The following is a 19,712-nucleotide window of genomic DNA, read 5'->3' on the forward strand; positions in this document are numbered from 1 at the left end:
ACGACGCGGTACCGGGTCCGACCGGCACGCCACAGCCTCAGACCAGGCCGTCGACCTGCCGCAGGTTGGCAACGGTGAGTTGTCGCCTGCGTCGGGTCCATGCGGTGGCCAAGCCCTCCGGGGGTGGCGCGCCGATGATCGTCATCAGCAGGTGCACAGCCCGCCAGTCCGGCAGATCTCCGCCGCGCGCCCGCGCGTAGCTGTCCCAGAAGGCCCTGCGCAGCGTCGAGAACTCCGCTTCCCAGGCGAAGATCCCGAAGCCCCACTCGCCGAAGTCGAAGTCGCTCAGCGGGTGTTGCACACCGGCACTCTCCCAGTCGATCAGCCCGATCACCTGCTGATCGGCGCCGATCATGATCTGGCCCTCATTGAGGTCGCGGTGAGTGAGGGTGGGCGCGAGGTCCAGACACGGCCGGATGACCTCAAGCCAACGGTCGACCCGGGTCCCGGGCAACCCGGCGGCCTCGGCCAGCGCGTAACTGATCTTCTCCACGCGGCCAGGCTCGAGGTAGTCCACGAAGTGCCGCAGCTCCGCCTCGAACGGGTCGGGACTGTGCGGTGTCGGCGCCGCGATCGATTCGGGGACCTGGCTGACCGGGATGCTGTGGCAGTCGGCGATCACCTGGCCCAACCCGGTGAGCATGCGTTGCACAGCGACCAGGTCGGCGGAGTTCTCGTAGGCAGCCCAGGAGCGGGCGGCGTACCGGGAGATCACCGTCACCGGATACGGCCAGAACTCGTCGTCGGTGATCCGTCCGAGCAGCCGTGGCGCGGGAATGTCGTAGGCAGCCAACAGCGGCAGCGCCGCGGCCTCCCGGTCAAGGCCGGGCACCCAGCGGTGGCTGCGGGGAAGGAGCAGAACCCGGTCCGGCGCGAGCACAGCGAACCGGTGCCAGCCCTCTCCGGTCAACTCGATTCCGGACAGCTCGGGAACGCCCAGGTGAACGCGGAGGCGCTCCCGTTGGGGCGGCGTCAGGACGACGTCGAGTGCACTCACCGAAGGAATGGTGCCGTGTCGGCGCGCTACGTCTCTAGCCGGTTTCGTAATAACTACCGCGGAGGTAGTCGTGGACCGCCTTCTCGGGAACCCGGAAGCTGCGCCCGAACCGGGCCGCTTCGAGCTCACCGGAATGGATCATCCGGTAGACAGACATCTTGGACACGCGCATCACGGCTGCCACCTCGGCCACCGTGAGGAATTTCACTCCCGACAGTGACCCGTCCAGTGGGGTCACATCGGAAGAATCACTGTTCGCCATGTGTGCACACACCTATCTGACGCACGTCCCGGCCGGCTTCCCCTCCGGCTCTGTTACGCGCATCTACTGTGAGACTAGTGGCAACAGAGGCACTTGGGAAAGTCGAGCGGCAACAATTCGGGCGACACGCCGCACCAGATGCTTGACCCGAAAGGATCTCTGGTCCTGATCCGTCACGAACCAGGCCCAGCAGGACCGCGGCGGACCGGTCAGAGGCCGGGATCGAGCCCGAGGTCGGGGAACACCGCGCGCCGAGTCGCCAGAATGGCCTGGTCCACCCGGCTCGACGGGTCGATTCCGGCGGTGATCGGGGTGAACTCGACCGGGCCGCCATCGGTCATGCTCATCGGGGCGCCCTCGCCGATCTCGTCCCGCCAGTTCTGCGGGATCGAGGTCTGCGGCGCGATCGGAGTTCCGGCGATGATCCCCAGCAGATGCGCCCAGGCCCGCGGCACCACGTCCTGCAGTGCGTAGCCACCGCCACCGGCGGCCACCCACCGGCCGCCGGTGAGGTCGGCAGCCAGTTCGGCCAGCGCCAGATAGGACGCCCGCTGGCCGTCGACGGTGAGCCGGAGGTCGGCCAGCGGATCGGCATAGTGCGAATCACAGCCGTGCTGGGTCACCAGGACGGTCGGTCGGAACGCGGCCAGTGCCTCCGGAACGATCGCATCGAAGGCCCGCAACCAGGCAAGATCATCGGTGCCCGAGGGCAATGCGATGTTGATCGCCGAACCCTCGGCATCCGGGCCACCGGTCTCATGCGGATAGCCGGTGCCGGGGAACAATTCGACGGGCGTCTCGTGCAGGCTGATCGTCAGCACGCGCGGATCGTTGTAGAAGATCGTCTGCACCCCGTCACCGTGGTGGACGTCGACGTCGACGTAGGCGACCCGTTCACATCCCTCCTCCAGCAGCCAATCGATGGCGATGGCGAGATCGTTGTAGATGCAGAATCCGCTGGCGGCGTTCGGCATCGCGTGATGCAGACCGCCGGCGATGTTCACCGCACGGAGCACATCTCCGTTCCACACCGCCCGGGCCGCGTCCACACTCGCCGTGACGATCTGGCTCGACACCTCGTGCATCCCCGGGAAGACCGGGTTGTCGTCGGTGCCGAGGGCGAAGATCGGATTGGGTTCGCCGGCTCTGACGGCGTCGATGTAGGCGTCGGTGTGCACCCGGCGAAGTAGTCGATCATCTGTCGGCGACGGCTCGACCACCTGGAGATGATCAAGGATGCCCAGGGCGCGGGCCAACGTGACCGCGTTGCGTACCCGCCCGGGGCCCATCGGGTGGGTCGAGCCGAAGTCGTACCGGGCCAGGGCGTCGGAATAGATCAGCCGACCGACCGGGCCGCTGTCCGTCACGAGTCCCGGGCTTCCGGATCGCGGGTGGCGGACTTCCGTGCGGCAGCCGCAAGTTCCGCACCGCGGTTGCGGGCGGCCTCCGCCGCGCCGAGGAAGGCGGCGCGGACCTTGTGATCCTCCAGCACGCGGATCGCGGCGGCCGTCGTACCACCCGGTGAGGTGACCCGCTCCCGCAGGACGGTCGGGTGGTCGCCGGTCTCCTTGAGCAGCTTCGCCGAGCCGTACACGGTCTGCACGACCAGTTCGGCGGCGATGTGCCGCGGCAGCCCGAGATGCACTCCGGCCTCGATCATCGACTCGACGATGAAGAAGACGTACGCCGGGCCGCTGCCGGAGATCGCGGTCACGGCGTCCTGATATTTCTCCGGCAGGATGGTCACCTGCCCGGTGGCGGCCAGCAGTTCGGCCACCTGCCCGACCTGGTCCGGAGCGGCGTGCTGCCCGGCCGAAACGGCCGCGATGCCCTCGGCGACCTGTGCCGGGGTGTTCGGCATGACCCGGACGACCGGCGTTCCGGCGGGCAGATGAGCTTCGATGACGTCGGTGGCGACGCCGGCGGCGAGTGAGGCGACGGTCGTTTGCGGCGTGATCGCCGGGGCGATCTCGTCCAACACCGTGATGAGGTCCTGTGGTTTCACCGCGATCAGCACGATTCGGGCGTCAGCGGCGGCCTGCACGTTGTCAGTGGTGCCCACGCCGTACCGTTCAACCAACTGCTTACGACGCTCCGGGCGCCGGGCAGTCACGACGATGTCCTCCGCCGCCCAGCCGGTGTGGAGCAGCCCGGAGAGGACGGTCTCCCCCATCACCCCGGCGCCGATGACCGCGAGTTTGGTCACGCGACTCCCTGGACCTGGCGCGCGGCCACCAGCTCGGCGATCTGCACGGCGTTCAGCGCCGCTCCCTTGCGGAGGTTGTCGTTGGACACGAACAGCACCAGGCCGCGACCGGCCGGGGCCGACTGGTCCGCTCGGATTCGGCCGACATAGGTCGGGTCGTTGCCGGCCGCCTGCAGCGGGGTCGGGACGTCGCTCAGTTCGACGCCGGGCGCATCGGCCAACAGCCGGGTCGCCTGCTCCGGCGTGATCTCGGAGCCGAATTCGGCGTGGATCGCCATCGAGTGTCCGGTGTAGACCGGGACCCGGACGCAGGTGCCAGCAACCAACAACTCCGGCAGATGCAGGATCTTGCGGGACTCGTTGCGAAGCTTCTGCTCCTCGTCGGTCTCCGAGCTGCCGTCGTCGACCACCGACCCGGCCATCGGAAGGACGTTGTACGCGATCGGCCGAACGTACTGCTGCGGTGCCGGGAACTGCACTGCCGAGCCGTCGAAGGCGAGCTTGGCAGCGTCGGCAGTCACCGCCCTTGCCTGACGATCGAGTTCGGCGACGCCGGAGCCGCCGGAGCCGGAGACCGCCTGGTAGGTGGCGATCACCAGTCGGGTCAGGCCGGCCGCCTTGGTCAGCGGTGCCAGCACCGGCATGGCGGCCATGGTCGTGCAGTTCGGGTTGGCGATGATGCCCTTCGGCGGATTGACCGTGTCCTCCGGATTCACTTCCGACACCACCAACGGGACCTCGGGGTCCATCCGCCAGGCTGAGGAGTTGTCGATCACCACGGCGCCGGCCGCGGCGACCTTGGGGGCAATGGCCTTGGAGGCGTACTTGCCGTTGGAGAACAGGGCGATGTCCAAGCCAGTGAAATCGGCGGCATCGGAGTCCTCGACGGCGATGTCCGTGTCCTTCCAGGGCAGCTTCCTGCCGGCGGACCGCGCCGAGGCGAAGTAGCGGATCTCTGACACCGGGAACTGGCGCTCGGCCAACAGACGGCGCATCACGCCGCCGACCTGACCGGTCGCACCGAATACTCCAACACGCATGGGTTCGAGCATAAGAGGCGCGGCCCCCGGAGCAGGCATCGTTTCCGTTGGCCGGACGCCGACGGCGCTGGGCAGGCCGCCGGTGTTGAGGTTGAGCGCCGCCACAGCGGGCCGGTCGGGATAGTGGAGGATGGGCCCGTGATCCGACTGACGATTGCGCCCCGGCCCAGGGCCTGGATCGGTGCCGAGGTGCTGATCGTGCTGGGACTCTCCCTCGGCCAGTCGGCGATCTACTCGATCCTGAGCATCCTCGACCGGCTGACCCGCCCGGAGGCGCTCAGCCAGCAGTCCTCGCAGCTGAACTCCTCGGTGACGCCGGACCGCCCGTGGCTGGACCTCAGCTACCAGATCGTGAACATCGCGTTCCCGTTGGTTCCGGTCGCCCTCGTCCTGTACCTGCTGGCCCAGCGCAACGCGATCGGCATTCGCAGCCCGTTCCGGTTGATCGGCTTCGACCTGCATCGTCCCGCCATCGATCTCGGACTGGGCGCATTGCTGGCCCTGTGCATCGGCATCCCGGGTCTGGGCCTCTATCTCGGCGCCCGCGCGCTGGGACTGAACACCCAGGTGCAGGCGTCCGGGCTGGCCGACAACTGGTGGACAATCCCGGTGCTTGTCCTGTCCGCCACGCAGAACGCCGTACTGGAGGAGGTGATCATGCTCGGCTTCCTCTACACCCGCTTCCGCCAGCTCAACTGGGCCTGGCCGGTGATCATCATCGTCAGCGCGGTGATCCGTGGCAGTTATCACCTCTACCAGGGTTTCGGCGGGTTCGCCGGCAACCTGATCATGGGCGTGATCTTCGGTCTGGTCTATCTGAAATGGCGACGGGTGATGCCGTTGATCATCACCCACACGCTGCTCGACGTGTCAGCGTTCGTCGGGTACGCCCTGCTCGCCCCGCACGTGAGCTGGCTGTGAGCCTTCAGCGGCGGACGAGGCCGCGAGCCAACAAGCTCAGATTGCCCGGCCGATCGGCGAATCGCCGCACCAGGTAGCCGTACCAGTCCGATCCGTACGGCAGCTGGATGCGTACGGTGTGCCCTGCCGCGAGCAGCCGCCGTTGTTCGGGCAGTCCGACGCCGTACAGGAACTGGAACTCCAGATCACCCGGCGCGCGTCCGGCCTGCACCGCAAGCGCCTCGGCGATCCTGATCAAGCGCTTGTCGTGGGTGGCGATCATCGGATAGCCGTTGCCGTTGATCAGGATCTTGAGGCAGCGTACGTAGGACTTGTCGACGTCGGCCGGTCGGGCGTACGCGATCGCCTCGTCCTCCAGGTGGACACCCTTGACCAGCCGAACCCGCGAACGGGTGGCGGCAAGATCATGGCAGTCGCTTTCGGTTCTCCGCAGCCCGGAGTGCACCACGACGGCGGTGTCCGGGTAGTCCTGCCGCAGCTCCTCGGCCAGCGCCAGCGTCTCATCCGCCGCCCGGTGATCCTCCAGGTCGGCGATGACGGTTGTCCCCGCGGCCCGGGCCGCAATGCAGATCACTCGGGCGTTCTCCAGCACGTCGTCACCGTCGGGTAGCTCCAGACCGATCGCCGCCGGTTTGATCGACACCTCCGCCCGCGTCGCCAGCTTCTCCTTGCGCAACCGGTCCACCAGATCGAGATACCTGCGCGTCCATTGATCCGCCTGGTCGCGATCGGCGGTTTCCCCCGCCAGATGTTCGAGGGTGACGGTCAGACCCTCATCGACCAACCGACGGGCTGCAGCGATCGCATCGTCCAGGTGATCGCCGGCGACGAAGTTGCGGACCAGCAGATCGGTTGGCGGAAAGCCGGTGATCATCCTTCTCACCGCGTCGTTCCGGGATATGCCGAGCAGCGTTTCCCGCAGCATCCGCCCTCCCTGTCCACGGGTCAGCGACCTGTTCGTCGGTTCGCAGCCACCCTAGCGACGACGGGGACATGCTTCGAGCCCCAGGTTCCGGGCTCAGGTGTGGCTGGCGACGCCTGTCGAATCCACCTGGTACGAGGTGCGGGCGGTGCCGGCCTCCAGGTGCAACCGGGCGAACGCCAACGACTCGGCGAGATCGATCTCGCGCTGCGCCCGGGTCGCGCTGCGCCGTGAATTGACCTCGAGCACGACGTGCCCGGAGTAGCCGGTCCCGGCCAGATACTGCAACGTCCGGTCCGCGTGCTGATCGCCCCGTCCCGGCACCAGGTGCTCGTCCTTCATCGACCCGGTGCCGTCGGTCAGGTGGACGTGGCCGAGCCGGTCGCCCCAGGACTTGGCCAGCTCGAGGGACTGCTGGCCGGCGGTCGAGGCGTGGGAGAAGTCCAGGGTGAGATCGTCGTAGGCGAGTTGGGTCGGATCCCATTCAGGCAGGTAGGCCTTGAGCTCGGTGCCGCGCATCCGCCACGGATACATGTTCTCCAGACAGAACCGGACGCCGGTGCGGTCGGTCAGGTCGCGCAGTTTGGGAACGAAGTCACGCGCGTAGTCACGCTGCCAGCGAAACGGCGGGTGCACCACGACAACGTCGGCATCAAGCTGCTTGGCTGCGGCGGCCGAGCGCTCGAGTTTGGCCCAGTTGTCGGTCCCCCAGGTGCGCTGGCTGATCAACAGGCAGGGCGCGTGGACCGAAACGACGGGGAGTTCGTGATAGTCGCGCAGCTTCTCCACGGCGTCGATGTCGGTGGAGACCGGATCGATTCCGACCATCAGTTCGATGCCGTCGTAGCCGAGCCGACCGGCGAGTTCGAAGGCACTCGACGTCGTCTCCGGATAGACCGACGACGTGGACAGCGCAATCCTGGGCGTCCGGACGTCGATGTTGTCTGTCACCCCTCCAATGTAGTGCGGCGCGGACAATCCAGCGTGTCGGCAGCCTCGGTAGCCACCTTCTTCGGGGTTTGCACGCAGTGTCGGCACCGTGCCGCGTAGGCTGCGCGTCGTGCCGGAAGTCATGATCGGTTTTCCCCGGGCCTATGCGGAGTTCCCCAACCCGGCGGACGACACCGAAGTGTTCAAAGTCGACCTCACGTGGTTGACGTCACGGTGGGAATGCATCTTCGGTCGGGGATGCGCAGGCATCTACGCCGACCGCCCCGACGACGGCTGTTGCACCCTGGGAGCCCACTTCGCCGACCTGGACGACGAGAAGCGGGTCCGGAAGGCGGTCAAGCGTCTCACCCCGGCGCTGTGGCAGAACTACAAGGAGGGCAAGAAGAACGGCTGGGTCGAGTACGAGGACGAGTCGACGGTCAACCCGGGCGAGGAGCCGGATCGCAAGACCCGGGTCCACAACGGCGCCTGCATCTTCCTCAATCGGCCGGGGTTCCCGGGCGGTTACGGCTGTGCGCTGCATCACCTGGCGGCCAGCGAGGGCAGGGACTTCGTCGAGACCAAACCCGACGTCTGCTGGCAGCTGCCGATCCGGCGACAGTTCCGTGAGGTGACCAGAACCGACGGCACCGAGTACACCGAGGTGAGCATCGGTGAGTACGGCCGCGACGGCTGGGGGCCGGGCGGTCACGATCTCGACTGGTACTGCACGGCCAACACCGAGGCGCACACCGCACCGCAGCCGGTCTACCTCAGCAACCGGTCGGAGCTGGTTGCGTTGATGGGCGAGCAGGGCTACCGCCGGCTGGTCGAACTGTGCGAGGAGTTCGAGAGCCGGAAGGGCTCACGGCTGCAGCATCCCGCCGACCCGCCACGCTGAGGCGACCACGCGGTCCAGCCGGACAGGACGATGGTCACCGGTTCGACCCCCGGATGCACCGAAGACCCCTCGATCGGGCAGCATGACCCCTATGGAACTCGACCATCTCTCCTTTGCCTGCGGCCACGAGGGACTTGCCGAGACCGCCGACCGACTGGGCCGGAGTCTCGGCGCGGAATTCGTCGACGGAGGATTCCACCCGCGTTTCGGAACCCGGAACCGAATCCTGCCGCTGGCCGACGGAACCTATCTCGAGGTCGTCGAAGTTCTTGATCATCCGGCCGCCGACAAGGTGCCTTTCGGGCAAGCGGTCCGGGCTCGTTCTGAGGCCGGCGGTGGCTGGCTCGGCTGGGCGGTCCGTGTCGATGATCTTGCACCCATCGAGAAGCGGCTTGGCCGGGCCGCCGTCCCGGGCGGGCGGCACGTGCCCAATGGCGACGAACTGACCTGGCAGCAGATCGGCATCAAGGGGCTGCAGTCCGATCCGCAACTGCCCTTCTTCCTCAAGTGGACCTCCGACATGGCGCTGCACCCGTCGAACTCGGCTTCCACCGATCCCAAGATCAAATTGCTCGGGCTGGAGATTGCCGGCGACCCGGACCGGGTCGACGACTGGTTGGGGGGTCACGCCGACACGGTGCTGACCGATTTCGAGATCAAGTGGATCGCCCCGAACGGCCAACCGGGGATCCTCGCAGCCACGTTCGCGACGCCCGAGGGCGAGGTACGCATCTAGGTCCCGCGTGAGACGGGCGCAATGAGATAGTTGGCGCTATGCCGATCTCGATCCACCCCGCAGTTGCGTCGGTGCCTCCGTACAAACCGGGCAGGCCTGCGCCGGTCGGACCGGACGGGGTGTCGTACAAGCTGTCCAGCAACGAGAATCCCTATCCTCCGTTGCCGGGCGTGGTGGAGGCCACCCAGCGTGCGGTCGCGCAGATGAACCGCTATCCGGACATGGCCAACACCGAGTTGACTGCTGCACTGGCCGCCAGACACGGCATCGGTGCCGACGAAATCGCCTTCGGTACGGGTTCGGTCGCCGTGCTCTACACACTGCTGCAGGCCGTGGTCGGCGAGGGCGACGAAGTGCTCTATCCGTGGCGGTCGTTCGAGGCGTACCCGATCGCGGTGCAGTTGACCGGGGCTCGTAGTGTCCGGGTCCCGCTCGGCCCGGGTGCCGTGCATGATCTCGATGCCATGCTGTCGGCGATCACACCAGCCACCAAGGTGATCTTGGTCTGTTCGCCGAACAACCCGACCGGACCGATCGTCGATCATGATCAACTGGCGGCCTTCGTCGGTCGGGTCCCCGAGCACATCATGATCGTCGTCGACGAGGCCTATCTCGAGTTCGCAACGGCGCCGAACCGGGTCCGCTTCACCGATCTTCGCCGACCGAACGTGGTCAGTCTGCGCACCTTCTCCAAGGCGTACGGGCTGGCCGGCTTCCGGGTCGGCTACTGCATCGCCGACCCTGTCGTCGCCGGCGCGATCCGGGCCGCGGCGACTCCTTTCGGCGTGTCCGGGCCGGCGCAGGCCGCGGCCCTGGCCTCACTGCAGGCCGAGGACCAACTGTTGGAACGGGTCAGTGAGTTGATCACGGAACGTTCGATCGTTGTGGCCGGCCTGCGTGATCTTGGATTCGACGTGCCGGACAGCCAGGCCAACTTCGTCTGGCTGCCGGCCGGTGAAAGGACCAACGCCTACGCCGAGGCGTTCGCCGCCGCTGGTCTGGCGGTCCGCGCCTTCTCCGACGAGCCCGACGCCGGTATCCGGATCACGGTCGCGGAGCCGGATGCGAACCGGCTCGTGCTCGAGGTCGGAAAGCAGTTGGCCGTCGGGTCCCTTGGCCGGTCCGTCGGCTGAATCGACCGCCGACCAGTCACGATTCGACACTGATGCCCGTCCGGTCTGGTCGGGTACCGCGCGAACGCCCTACGGTCGGCGTATGCCCATCTCAGCCCACATCGTCGTGCAAGGTGCCGAGCGCGCGGTCGCCTTCTACTCCGCGGCATTCGGCGCGACGGAAGTCTCCCGGATCCCGATTCCGGACGGCCGTCTGATGTCGGTGACGCTGCAGCTGAACGGATCGGAGTTGCACCTGGCGGACGAGTTCGCCGAGCTCGGTGTACTCGCACCGCCCTCCATCGGTGGTACGCCGGTGGTCCTCAGCCTCGAGGTCGACGATGCGGACGCCGTGTTCGCTCGGGCGATCGCCGCCGGCGCTACGGTGCGTCAGCCGGTCTCGGACATGTTCTGGGGCGATCGACACGGACAACTCGAGGACCCGTTCGGTCACCGATGGAACATCAGTCACCACGTTCGCGACATTCCCCAGGACGAGGTGGTGGCTGCGGCGGCGCAGCTGTTCGGAGCCTGATCCGGCTGATCAGTCACCCCAGTCCAGCTGGGCCTCCGGGACTCCGAGTCGCCGGCCGTGATCGACAGCCCGGGCGCGGGCCGTGTTGTCGCCGATCCGGTAGCGGAAGATCCTCTCCGGGAAGATCACGAAGTGCTCCGATGCGTTCTTGAAGTCGGCGTACCAGACGCCGGGCTCGGCGATCAGCGAATCCGCCAACCAGGCGGCCAATCGGTCGGCGTCAGCCTCGTCGACCGCGAAGTACAGCAGCGTCCAGCGGGTCGGCTGGTCCGCGGCGGCCGAAGCGTTGTCGAAGGTGGTGATCTTGGTGACCACCAGCCGCATGCCGTCCAGTTCGGTGCCCGGGCGCAGGCTCTGGGTGATCAACACGCCGTCGTACATGATCGTCATCCCTTCGGTCAGCGCAGCCTGGATCGAACAGCTGGTCCGAACAGTAGGCGGACCGATCCGACATCCAGCGCGTGTCCCACGAGAGTGTCGGACCCGCCGTCTACCTTTCCGGTATGGCCAAGACCAAGAACCGACCCGCCTTCTGTTGCACCGAGTGCGGCTGGACCTCTGCACGCTGGGTCGGACGCTGTGGTGAATGCCAGACCTGGGGCAGTGTGGTCGAGGAGGGCGCACCGAAGCTGACCAAGGTGCAGACCAACGTGCCCGAGTCGAAGGCCATGCCGATCGGTGAGGTCAGTGCCCGCGCGGCGACCCGCGCCAAGACCGGCGTCGGAGAGCTCGACCGGGTGCTCGGCGACGGGTTGGTTCCGGGGGCCGTCGTGCTGCTGGCCGGTGAGCCCGGCGTCGGCAAGTCGACCCTGTTGCTCGAGGTCGCCGCACGCTGGGCCAAGGCCGGCCGCCGGACGTTGTACGTCTCCGGCGAGGAGTCGGCGGCACAGGTCCGGTTGCGCGCCGGTCGGACCGATGCGCTGGCCGACGAGCTCTATCTGGCTGCCGAGACCGACCTCGGCACCGTGCTCGGGCACATCGAGGAGGTGCAGCCGTCGCTGATGGTGCTGGACTCGGTGCAGACCGTCGGTACGGCCGAGGCCGACGGTTCGCCGGGCGGGGTGACCCAGGTTCGTGAGGTGACCGGCGCACTGGTCCGGGTTGCCAAGCGGCGGGGCATGGCGGTGGTGATCGTCGGCCATGTGACCAAGGACGGCAACATCGCCGGACCGCGGCTGTTGGAGCATCTGGTCGACGTCGTGCTGGCCTTCGAGGGTGACAAGCATTCCGGTTTCCGCATGGTGCGCGCCACCAAGAACCGGTTCGGCCCCGCCGACGAGGTCGGCTGTTTCGAGATGGCCGAGAACGGGATCGTCGAGGTCGCGGATCCGTCCGGCCTCTTCACCTCGCGGCACGACGAGCCGGTGTCCGGCACCTGTGTCACCGTGACGATGGAGGGCCGGCGGCCGCTGCTGGCCGAATTGCAGGCTCTGGTCGCTCCCAGCAACCTCCAGTCGCCACGCCGGACAACCAACGGCATCGAGTCCAGTCGGCTGGCGATGATCCTTGCCGTGGTCGAACGTCGGGCCGGGATCAGGCTCTACAACCGCGATGTCTACGCGTCCACCGTCGGCGGGGCAAGGGTCAGCGACCCCGGTGCCGACCTGGCGATCGCCGTCGCGGTTGCATCCGCGGCGATGAACAAGGCCGTGCCCCGGTCGCTGGTCGCGCTCGGTGAGATCGGGCTTGCCGGGGAGCTGCGCCGCGTGCCCGGTACCGATCGCCGCCTGATCGAAGCCGCGCGACTTGGATTCACCGAGGCCGTCGTTCCGACCGAGTCCGGGCGGGATCGGGTCGGTGGACAGGAAGCTCGCAACGGCATGACCGTCCATCGCGTCACCACGATCGGACATGCGCTGGCGGTTCTCGGGTTGTTGCCGACCGACCGCCGGACTGCCGGTGGGGAGCCGGAGGCTGCGGAGGACTCCATCGCCGACCCACCACTGCTGCGCAAGGATCGTCTGGCTCAGGTGTTGAAGGAGCTGGAGCCCCAGTTCCCGGCCACCGAGTGACCGCGCCGGGGTCCGCCGGGCCGTCCCGTACGATGACGCGCGGACCATCCGTCGGACGAGTCACGCTTGGGTGGCGTGCAGCGAGGTGAATCTGTGGCACCGGATCCGGAGCAGCGTACGCGGGAACTGGAGTATCTCGCCCGGCTCGCGCCCGGCACTGGACTCCGTGACGGGTTCGAGCGGATCCTGCGCGGCCGAACCGGCGCCCTGGTGGTGCTGGGCGACACCAATGAGGTGATCGCGTTGTGTACCGGCGGGTTCGTCCTTGACGTGCCGTACACGCCGACGGCGCTGCGCGAACTGGCCAAGATGGACGGCGCAATCGTGATCACCAGCGATCTGTCCCGCATCGTCCGGGCCGGAGTGCACCTGATGCCGGATCCCCAGCTGGAGACGGTGGAGACCGGCACCCGCCACCGGACCGCGGACCGGGTCTCCCGGCAGACCGGGATCCCCGTCGCCACCGTCTCAGCGTCGATGTCGACGATCGCGCTCTTCATCGACGGTGTCCGGCGGCAACTGGAGACGTCGGAGCAGGTGCTCAGTCGGGCCAATCAGGCGGTTCAGACCTTGGAACGCTATCGGGAACGGCTCTGGCAGGTCATCGGTCGGTTGTCGGTGCTCGAAGTCGAGGATCAGGTGACGATCAAGGACCTGGCGTTGGTCGCACAACGGTTGGAGATGATCCGCCGGCTGCAGAGCGAGATCGAGGCGTACGTGTTGGAATTGGGCACCGACGGACGGCTGCTGGCGTTGCAGTTGTCGGAGTTGGGTGCCGGGCTGGACGAGCTTGTTGAGCTGCTTTCGATGGATTACGGCCCGTCCGACGGGACCGGTCTTGATCTTGCGGCGTTGGCCGGACTGACAACGGGCAAACTGCTGGAGACCGGCGAGGTCGCTCGCGCACTCGGCTTCGCCAATGCGCACCTCGACACCCGGCTGAGCGCCCGCGGCTATCGGCAACTGGCGCAGATCAACCGGCTGCCGACCGCCTACGGCGCCCGACTGGTGGAGCATTTCGGAAACCTGCAGGGCATCTTCGGCGCGACCACGGCGGAGTTGCAGGAGGTCGAGGGCGTCGGCGAGAGCCGTGCCCGGTTGATCCGCGAGGGGCTGACCCGGCTGGCGGAGTCGGCCTACGCCGAACGGCTCGGCTGATCGGGCCGATCGCCGCACCGACTTATTTCAAGATCAACAGGTAGTCCCGTGCCGGGGCGCCTTTGAGCCTGGAGAGCGCGTGGTAGTAGCCGGGCCGGGGTGTCTCCGGCCGGTTGGCGCACGTCTCGTCCTGGGCCGACCGCTTGCCGTTCCAGGTCACCGACCAGCCGACGCCCTCACCGGGCTCGAGCGTGGTGTCGGCCTTGTGCACAAGCCTGGTGCAGTCCTCGGTCGACCAGATGCGGTCGCTTCCGGAATAGATCCGCAGCCGGTAGTCATCGGGGTTGATCGCCAGCGAACAGGACTGGTCGGAACGGTTGACGTAGGACACCTCAAAGGTGACCTTGGCTCCGATGTCGACGGTGTGGGTCTTGCTCTTCAGTGTCCCCGCGAGTTGGTCTGCTGTGCAGGCGGGGTCTGGCGACGCTGACGCACTCGGCTTCTTCGGCGCAGGACCGGCCGGCTTTCCGGCGTTCTTGGTTGAGCCCTTGTCGGAGCCCTTGGAATCCTTGCTCGTCGGAGTTGCCGTAGCCGAGGTCTTTGCCGGACTCTTTGCCGAGGTTCGTGCCGAGGCGGTGGCCGACGGACGCTGCGTCGAGTCGGCCGTCGGGCTGGAGCCGGTAGGCGTCTGGGTCGAACCCGGGGTCGGACTCGGCGACAGCGTCGGACTTGCGGACGGCGTTGCGGATGCCAGTGCACTGCCTGTGCCGGACCCGCTGGTCAACGCCGTGGCGGACGGTGTGGCGGACGGAGTGACGGCCGGGATCGCTGAATGGGTGGGCGGCGCGGCGGCCTGACCAGGGCTTCCGCCGAGATTGACCAGGAAGATCAACACGATGATCAGCAGCAGCAGCATCACGCCGACCACCACGGCGCGGCGCACCCAATAGGTCTCTGCGGATTCCGGGCCGACCGGCCGCATCACCCCACCCATGGCGCGACGATAGGCATGCCGCGCGCGCCGACCGGGTATGCCACGCCGTGGATGCCCGACGTCGGCGCGACGTTGGGGGTGATTACGGTGGCCCGGTGGAGTATGCGGACGTGGTGAGCAGGACGCTGCGCTGGTATCGGCACGCAGCCCGCGATCTGCCGTGGCGTCGACCGGACGCGGGTCCGTGGGCGATCATGGTCAGCGAGTTCATGTTGCAGCAGACCCCGGTCGCCCGGGTGCTGCAGCCCTGGCAGGAGTGGATGCAACGCTGGCCCTCGCCCGTCGCTCTGGCCGAAGCGCCGGGTGGTGACGCCGTACGAGCCTGGGGACGTCTCGGCTATCCGCGCCGAGCCCTCCGCCTGCACCAGGCGGCGACCGCGATCCGCGACGATCACGGCGGCGAGGTGCCGGATGACTATCACAGCCTGCTGGCCCTCCCGGGCGTCGGCTCGTACACCGCTGCCGCGATCGCCAGTTTCGCGTTCGGCCGCCGTCATGTCGTCCTTGACACCAACGTTCGCCGGGTGCAGGCCAGGATCGCCACCGGTGTTGAGTTTCCGCACGCCGGCCCCACTGCAGCCGAGCGTGACCTGGCCGCCCGGTTCCTGCCCGCCCGGTCCGATCGCGCCGCCCGGTGGGCGGTGGCGTCGATGGAACTCGGTGCCCTGGTATGCACCGCCCGCAGCCCGCGTTGCGATCAGTGCCCGGTGCGGACGTTGTGTGCCTGGCGGACTGCCGGGCATCCGCGGTACGCCGGCCCCCCGCGCGTCGGGCAGCGCTATCAGGGCACCGACCGGCAGTGTCGTGGCGCGCTGCTGGCGGTTCTCCGGTCAACTGACGAGCCGGTGTCCGCCGAGGAACTCCGGCTGGCCTGGCCCGATGCCGCCCAGCGCGAGCGGGCGTTGGCGTCCTTGATCATCGACCGCCTCGTGGTGTCGCGATCCGACGACCGCTTCATGCTGCCGACCTGACCCCGTTCCGCCCCGGGACGGCCGTGCTCGGGGCGGTCCGTAGTCTGATGGCATGACCGTCACCGCTCCGACCATTGGTCTCCTGCACGGCGCCCAGATGCCGACCCTCGGCCTGGGCACGTCACCGATGAACGATTCCGACACCGCCGCCGCCGTCCGGGCTGCACTCGAGTCGAGTTACCGGTTGCTCGACACCGCCGAGAACTACCACAACGAGCAGGGCGTCGGTCAGGGGCTGCGGGATTCCGGCGTCCCGCGCGAGGAGGTGTTCATCACCACCAAGTTCAACAAGCGCTGGCACAGCGTCGACGGCGCGCGGCAGGCCTTCGAGAACAGCTGCCAACGGCTCGGTGTCGACTACATCGACCTGCTGTTGATCCACTGGCCGAATCCGGCGCAGGACCAGTACGTCGACGCTTGGAGGGGCCTGGCGAAACTGCTCGAGGCGGGATCGGTCCGGGCGATCGGAACCTCGAACTTCAAACCTGCGCATCTCGATCGGATCATCGACGCCACCGGAGTCGTTCCGGACGTCAACCAGATCAACCTGAACCCCTACAAGGTGCGCAGTGGCCCGGTGGGGTATCACGCCGAGCACCGGATCATCACGATGTGCTGGAGCCCGCTGAGTCCCCGAGAGCTGCTCGACGAACCGGTGATCACCGAACTGGCCGCGCGGTACCAGCGGACACCGGCCCAGATCGTGTTGCGTTGGCAGACGCAGCAGGGCTACGTCACGGTGCCGAAGTCCTCCTCACCCCAGCGGATCAAAGAGAACATCTCCATCTTCGACTTCGATCTGACCTCCGACGAGCTGGCCGCGATCAGCGGCCTCGATCGGGGCGAGGCGGCAGTCACTGATTCCGACGTCTTCGGGCACTGACTCCGGGCCGTTGATCAGCTGTCGATGAAGGGTGACGTACCGCCTCGGGCGATGAACGCCTCGACCGCGTTGTCGATCACCGGCAACGGGACACTGCCCAGCGACAGGATCTGATCATGGAAGTGGCGGAGGTCGAAGGCTGCGCCGAGCGCCTGTTCCGCCCGCTGCCGGGCCTCGGTGATCTTGAGCATCCCCAGGTAGTATGCGGTCGCCTGCCCCGGCCAGGCGATGTAGCGGTCGACCTCGGTGACGATTTCATGATCACTGATCGCGGTGTTGTCGCGTAGATAATCCTGGGCGCGTTCCCGACTCCAGCCCAGGGCGTGCATCCCGGGATCGATCACCAGCCGCACCGCCCGCCACATCTGGTAACTGAGCATGCCCATCATCTCGAACGGCGTTTCGTAGATCCCCATCTCGACGCCGAGCCGCTCGCTGTACAGCCCCCACCCTTCGCCGTAGGCGGAGATGTAGACCTTCTGCCGGTATTCGGGATGCTGGGTCTGCTCCAGCGCGAACGGGATCTGGAACGCGTGACCCGGCGCCGCCTCGTGCAGGGTCAGCGCCGGGATCGAGTACAGCGGGCGGGCTGCCAGGTTGTAGGTGTTGAGGATGTAACGGTGCGGTCCGCCGCGGCCGAACGTGTAGAAAGGCGCCAGATCCGGGGGCGGCTCCTCGATGCCGAACCGCATCCGCGGCAACCGGCCGAAGTAGTGATGAGCGACCGCGTCGAATTTCTTGGCCTGCCAGGCGGCGAAGTGCAGCAGCTCGGCCGGGGTGTTTGCGTAGAACTTCGGGTCGCTCCGCATGAAGGCCAGCATGGCGTCGGCGTCGAGGAACCCGACCGAGCCGGCGACCTCGGCCATCTCCGATCTGATCGCCGCCACGTGTTCCAGGCCGATCTGATGGATCTGCTCGGCGGTCAGCCCTGTTGTGGCGTACTCGCGCAGTTGGCAGGCGTAGAACTCCTCACCACCCGGCCCATCGATCGCTGCGATGCCGGTCGGCAGCCGAGGGAAGTACTCGTCGGTGAAGAAGTCGAGCAGTCGGCGGTACGCCGGGAGTACGTCGTCGGTGATCATTCGGCGGCCTGTGGTGATCAACCAATCACGGTCGGCGATCGATCCCGGCAGGGTGGTCAACGGCTGGAAGAAACCGGTCTCCTCCGCGGAGGATTCGGCCACCGCCCGGATGGTCGCCTCCCTGCCGATCATGGAGATCTGCGCCGGTGCGAAGCCGCGGCCGGCGCCGGCCCGCATGTTCGCGATGTTGTGTTCGACATAGCCGGGGATCTGTTGGATCCACTCGATGTAGGCCTGCACCTCGTCCACGGAGCCGAGCCGTCGGCGCGACTGCGCGCCGAGTTCCATCCAGAAACCGGAATCGGCGTTGGCCGGTCGTTCGAACATCCGATGGTCCTGCCGGCTGATCAACGTGGAGATCTGGTAGCGGTACACGTCGAAGTCCTGGGCCTGTTCGGCGGTCAGCGCCGACCTGTCGATGCCGTCCAGTTGACCATCGACCTCCCGCCAGCGGTCGAGCCGGCGCCGTTGCGCCTCCGGTCCGACGTCCGGCAGCCGCGGGGTGAGCGGTTCGTCCAGCGAATGATCGGGAAACTGCTCCTGCCGCCAGGTCCACTCCGCCTCGGCGATCTTGCAGAAGGTCTCGTACGTGGTCCTGCCGTCAAGATCACTCACCGCTCTCCCCACGGACGAAGGCTGCGATGTCGGCGGATTGGACGATCCGGGACTCCTCGTGCACGTAGGTCATGTGCCCGGCCGGATAGTACTTCCTGACGATCTTGTCGGCCACCTCGTCCGGTACGTCCAGATGATCAAGCACGTATTCGCTGGCCGAGAACGGGGTTGCCGCGTCGTAGTAGCCGAACCCGACGTAGATCCGCAGGTCCGGTTGGGCCCGCAGGGCCGCCGAAAGCTCCTCGGTCGTGGTGACCGCCCGGCCCTCGAATTCCTTGTAGGACCACGGCTGGACACGGCCGGTGAGGATCTCGTACTCGAGGTCGCTGTGGAAGTCGAGCTCGGCGCGCACGTACTGGTTGAACGCCGCCGTGTACGGGAAGAAGATGAACATGTGCGAGGGATCGGTCTCCTGCACCTCGTTGTTCAGATTGGCCGGGGCCATGGTGAACCGGGTGTCCAGGCGGCCGGTGTCCAGGCCGCGGTCCCTCAACAACTCGGCGAAGAAGTGCCTGTGCTCGATCCGGAAGCGGGCGCGTTCGATGTAGCCGGGATCCAGCCCGATCAGCTCCGACATCTCACCGGCCAGCGCCGAGCGTTCGTCGGCGGTCAACCGCGAGCCTCGGGCCAGTGCGGGAGCGTAGGTGTCGGTGGCGAACCGTCTGGCTCGTTCGATCCGTTCCTCGACCTCGGCGACGCCCAACCCCTGGTGGTAGGCGGCAGTTGCAGCATAGGTGGGCAGGAAGTGGATGTAGGGCAGGTCGTTGCCGCGGGTGAACCGGATCGTGCCGAAATCCAGGACCGCGCTGATCAGGATGATCCCGTTCAGGGCGATGCCGTGCCGGGTGATCAGGTGTCCGGCCAGCGACGCCGCTCGCGTCGTGCCGTACGACTCGCCGGCCAGGAACTTCGGCGACAGCCAGCGCTGGTGGCGGCCGAGCCAGATTCTGATCACTTCGCCGACAAGATCACGATCCCGGGTGTAGCCGTGATACTCCTTCGGTTTGCCGCCGACGACGCTGCGGGTATAGCCGGTGGTCATCGGATCGATCAACACCAGATCCGCGTAGCGCAGCAGGGTCTCGGTGTTGTCGGTCAACCCGTACGGCGCGGTCTGCGGGTCGTCGACGTCGCCGGCGAGCACCCGACGGGGACCGAAGAGGCCGAGATGCAACCACACCGAACTCGATCCCGGGCCGCCGTTGAAGGCGAACACCACCGGCCTGCTGCTGTCACCGCCCTTGGCGATGTAGGAGGTCACGAACACTTCGGCCTTGGGCTTGTGTCCGGAGAACGTGTCGTCCTCCAAGTGCTCTTCGTTGATCACCATCGTGCCGGTGATCGCCTCGTACTCCAGCTCCCAGTCGGAGCCGGTGAGGGTGTGGTTGGTAGTCACCAGGTTGTCGGTCGGTTCGGGCTTGTCGCCCGTTGCCGTGTCAGGCTTCTCGTTGGCCGTGTCGACGGTCACCTATTCAATCCTTTCGATGATCAAAGA

The 19,712-nt window shown here is 67.2% G+C and carries 20 protein-coding genes; 9 read left to right on the forward strand and 11 right to left on the reverse strand.

Annotation, left to right across the window (positions count from 1 at the left end; translation table 11 throughout):
• Positions 1 to 37 precede the first annotated feature (37 nt).
• The 5 genes from GJV80_RS14530 to GJV80_RS14550 form a co-directional block, all read right to left on the reverse strand.
• Positions 38 to 997, reverse strand: coding sequence for a phosphotransferase family protein (locus GJV80_RS14530; RefSeq protein ID WP_195908934.1), 960 nt, complete (start codon positions 995 to 997; stop codon positions 38 to 40).
• Positions 998 to 1,031: 34 nt separating this feature from the next.
• A complete protein-coding gene (locus GJV80_RS14535) occupies positions 1,032 to 1,259 on the reverse strand; it encodes a helix-turn-helix domain-containing protein (RefSeq protein ID WP_154688512.1) in 228 nt (75 codons plus the stop codon).
• Positions 1,260 to 1,468: 209 nt separating this feature from the next.
• A complete protein-coding gene (locus tag GJV80_RS14540) occupies positions 1,469 to 2,626 on the reverse strand; it encodes an acetoin utilization protein AcuC (RefSeq protein WP_230207705.1) in 1,158 nt (385 codons plus the stop codon).
• Entirely contained in the window at positions 2,623 to 3,465 is an 843-nt protein-coding gene (gene proC / locus GJV80_RS14545; RefSeq protein ID WP_154688513.1) for a pyrroline-5-carboxylate reductase, read from the reverse strand. Before proC ends, GJV80_RS14540 begins: the two co-directional genes overlap by 4 nt.
• Complete coding sequence (locus tag GJV80_RS14550) at positions 3,462 to 4,505, reverse strand: aspartate-semialdehyde dehydrogenase (protein WP_154688514.1); 1,044 nt, start codon at positions 4,503 to 4,505, stop codon at positions 3,462 to 3,464. Before GJV80_RS14550 ends, proC begins: the two co-directional genes overlap by 4 nt.
• A gap of 138 nt (positions 4,506 to 4,643) precedes the next feature.
• Between GJV80_RS14550 and GJV80_RS14555 the strand changes: the two genes are divergently transcribed.
• Entirely contained in the window at positions 4,644 to 5,426 is a 783-nt protein-coding gene (locus GJV80_RS14555) for a CPBP family intramembrane glutamic endopeptidase (RefSeq protein WP_230207706.1), read from the forward strand.
• A gap of 4 nt (positions 5,427 to 5,430) precedes the next feature.
• Here GJV80_RS14555 and GJV80_RS14560 read toward each other — a convergent pair whose 3' ends face one another.
• Together GJV80_RS14560 and GJV80_RS14565 are read right to left on the reverse strand one after the other, a co-directional pair.
• Positions 5,431 to 6,351 carry a proline dehydrogenase family protein gene (locus tag GJV80_RS14560; protein ID WP_154688515.1) on the reverse strand — a complete coding sequence of 307 codons (921 nt, stop codon included), beginning with the start codon at positions 6,349 to 6,351 and terminating at the stop codon, positions 5,431 to 5,433.
• A gap of 93 nt (positions 6,352 to 6,444) precedes the next feature.
• Positions 6,445 to 7,299, reverse strand: a complete 855-nt coding sequence (locus GJV80_RS14565) for a sugar phosphate isomerase/epimerase (protein WP_230207707.1) — start codon at positions 7,297 to 7,299, stop codon at positions 6,445 to 6,447.
• Between the two features lie 109 nt (positions 7,300 to 7,408).
• On the opposite strand from GJV80_RS14565, the gene GJV80_RS14570 reads away from it, so the two are divergent.
• From GJV80_RS14570 to GJV80_RS14585, 4 genes are all read left to right on the forward strand, one after another.
• Complete coding sequence (locus GJV80_RS14570; RefSeq protein WP_230207708.1) at positions 7,409 to 8,179, forward strand: hypothetical protein; 771 nt, start codon at positions 7,409 to 7,411, stop codon at positions 8,177 to 8,179.
• Between the two features lie 91 nt (positions 8,180 to 8,270).
• Positions 8,271 to 8,915, forward strand: a complete 645-nt coding sequence (locus GJV80_RS14575; protein WP_154688517.1) for a VOC family protein — start codon at positions 8,271 to 8,273, stop codon at positions 8,913 to 8,915.
• 38 nt (positions 8,916 to 8,953) lie between these two features.
• Positions 8,954 to 10,048: a histidinol-phosphate transaminase gene (gene hisC, locus GJV80_RS14580; RefSeq protein WP_154688518.1), complete on the forward strand. Its 1,095-nt coding sequence runs from the start codon at positions 8,954 to 8,956 to the stop codon at positions 10,046 to 10,048.
• A gap of 82 nt (positions 10,049 to 10,130) precedes the next feature.
• A complete protein-coding gene (locus GJV80_RS14585) occupies positions 10,131 to 10,562 on the forward strand; it encodes a VOC family protein (protein ID WP_154688519.1) in 432 nt (143 codons plus the stop codon).
• A gap of 9 nt (positions 10,563 to 10,571) precedes the next feature.
• Here GJV80_RS14585 and GJV80_RS14590 read toward each other — a convergent pair whose 3' ends face one another.
• On the reverse strand, positions 10,572 to 10,952 hold the full coding sequence (locus GJV80_RS14590; RefSeq protein ID WP_230207709.1) for a hypothetical protein: 381 nt from the start codon (positions 10,950 to 10,952) through the stop codon (positions 10,572 to 10,574).
• Between the two features lie 113 nt (positions 10,953 to 11,065).
• Here GJV80_RS14590 and radA point away from each other — a divergent pair, with 113 nt between their 5' ends.
• Positions 11,066 to 12,574: a DNA repair protein RadA gene (radA, locus tag GJV80_RS14595; protein WP_154688520.1), complete on the forward strand. Its 1,509-nt coding sequence runs from the start codon at positions 11,066 to 11,068 to the stop codon at positions 12,572 to 12,574.
• 93 nt (positions 12,575 to 12,667) lie between these two features.
• Positions 12,668 to 13,732, forward strand: coding sequence for a DNA integrity scanning diadenylate cyclase DisA (gene disA / locus GJV80_RS14600; protein ID WP_230207710.1), 1,065 nt, complete (start codon positions 12,668 to 12,670; stop codon positions 13,730 to 13,732).
• Between the two features lie 22 nt (positions 13,733 to 13,754).
• On the opposite strand, the gene GJV80_RS14605 is transcribed toward disA, so the two are convergent.
• The gene (locus tag GJV80_RS14605; RefSeq protein WP_154688521.1) at positions 13,755 to 14,666 is read right to left on the reverse strand and encodes a hypothetical protein; all 912 of its coding nucleotides are present in this window, start codon (positions 14,664 to 14,666) and stop codon (positions 13,755 to 13,757) included.
• Positions 14,667 to 14,761: 95 nt separating this feature from the next.
• On the opposite strand from GJV80_RS14605, the gene GJV80_RS14610 reads away from it, so the two are divergent.
• Both GJV80_RS14610 and GJV80_RS14615 read left to right on the forward strand, forming a co-directional pair.
• Positions 14,762 to 15,637: an A/G-specific adenine glycosylase gene (locus GJV80_RS14610; protein ID WP_230207711.1), complete on the forward strand. Its 876-nt coding sequence runs from the start codon at positions 14,762 to 14,764 to the stop codon at positions 15,635 to 15,637.
• Between the two features lie 52 nt (positions 15,638 to 15,689).
• Positions 15,690 to 16,520 carry an aldo/keto reductase gene (locus GJV80_RS14615; RefSeq protein WP_154688522.1) on the forward strand — a complete coding sequence of 277 codons (831 nt, stop codon included), beginning with the start codon at positions 15,690 to 15,692 and terminating at the stop codon, positions 16,518 to 16,520.
• Between the two features lie 14 nt (positions 16,521 to 16,534).
• Here the strand turns inward: GJV80_RS14615 and GJV80_RS14620 are convergent, their stop codons facing one another.
• Positions 16,535 to 18,229, reverse strand: coding sequence for a DUF885 family protein (locus GJV80_RS14620; protein ID WP_154688523.1), 1,695 nt, complete (start codon positions 18,227 to 18,229; stop codon positions 16,535 to 16,537).
• A complete protein-coding gene (locus tag GJV80_RS14625) occupies positions 18,210 to 19,685 on the reverse strand; it encodes a S10 family peptidase (RefSeq protein ID WP_230207712.1) in 1,476 nt (491 codons plus the stop codon). Before GJV80_RS14625 ends, GJV80_RS14620 begins: the two co-directional genes overlap by 20 nt.
• Between the last annotated feature and the right edge of the window lie 27 nt (positions 19,686 to 19,712).

The sequence above is a fragment of the Microlunatus sp. Gsoil 973 genome (genome assembly GCF_009707365.1).
Taxonomy (GTDB): Bacteria; Actinomycetota; Actinomycetes; order Propionibacteriales; family Propionibacteriaceae; genus Microlunatus.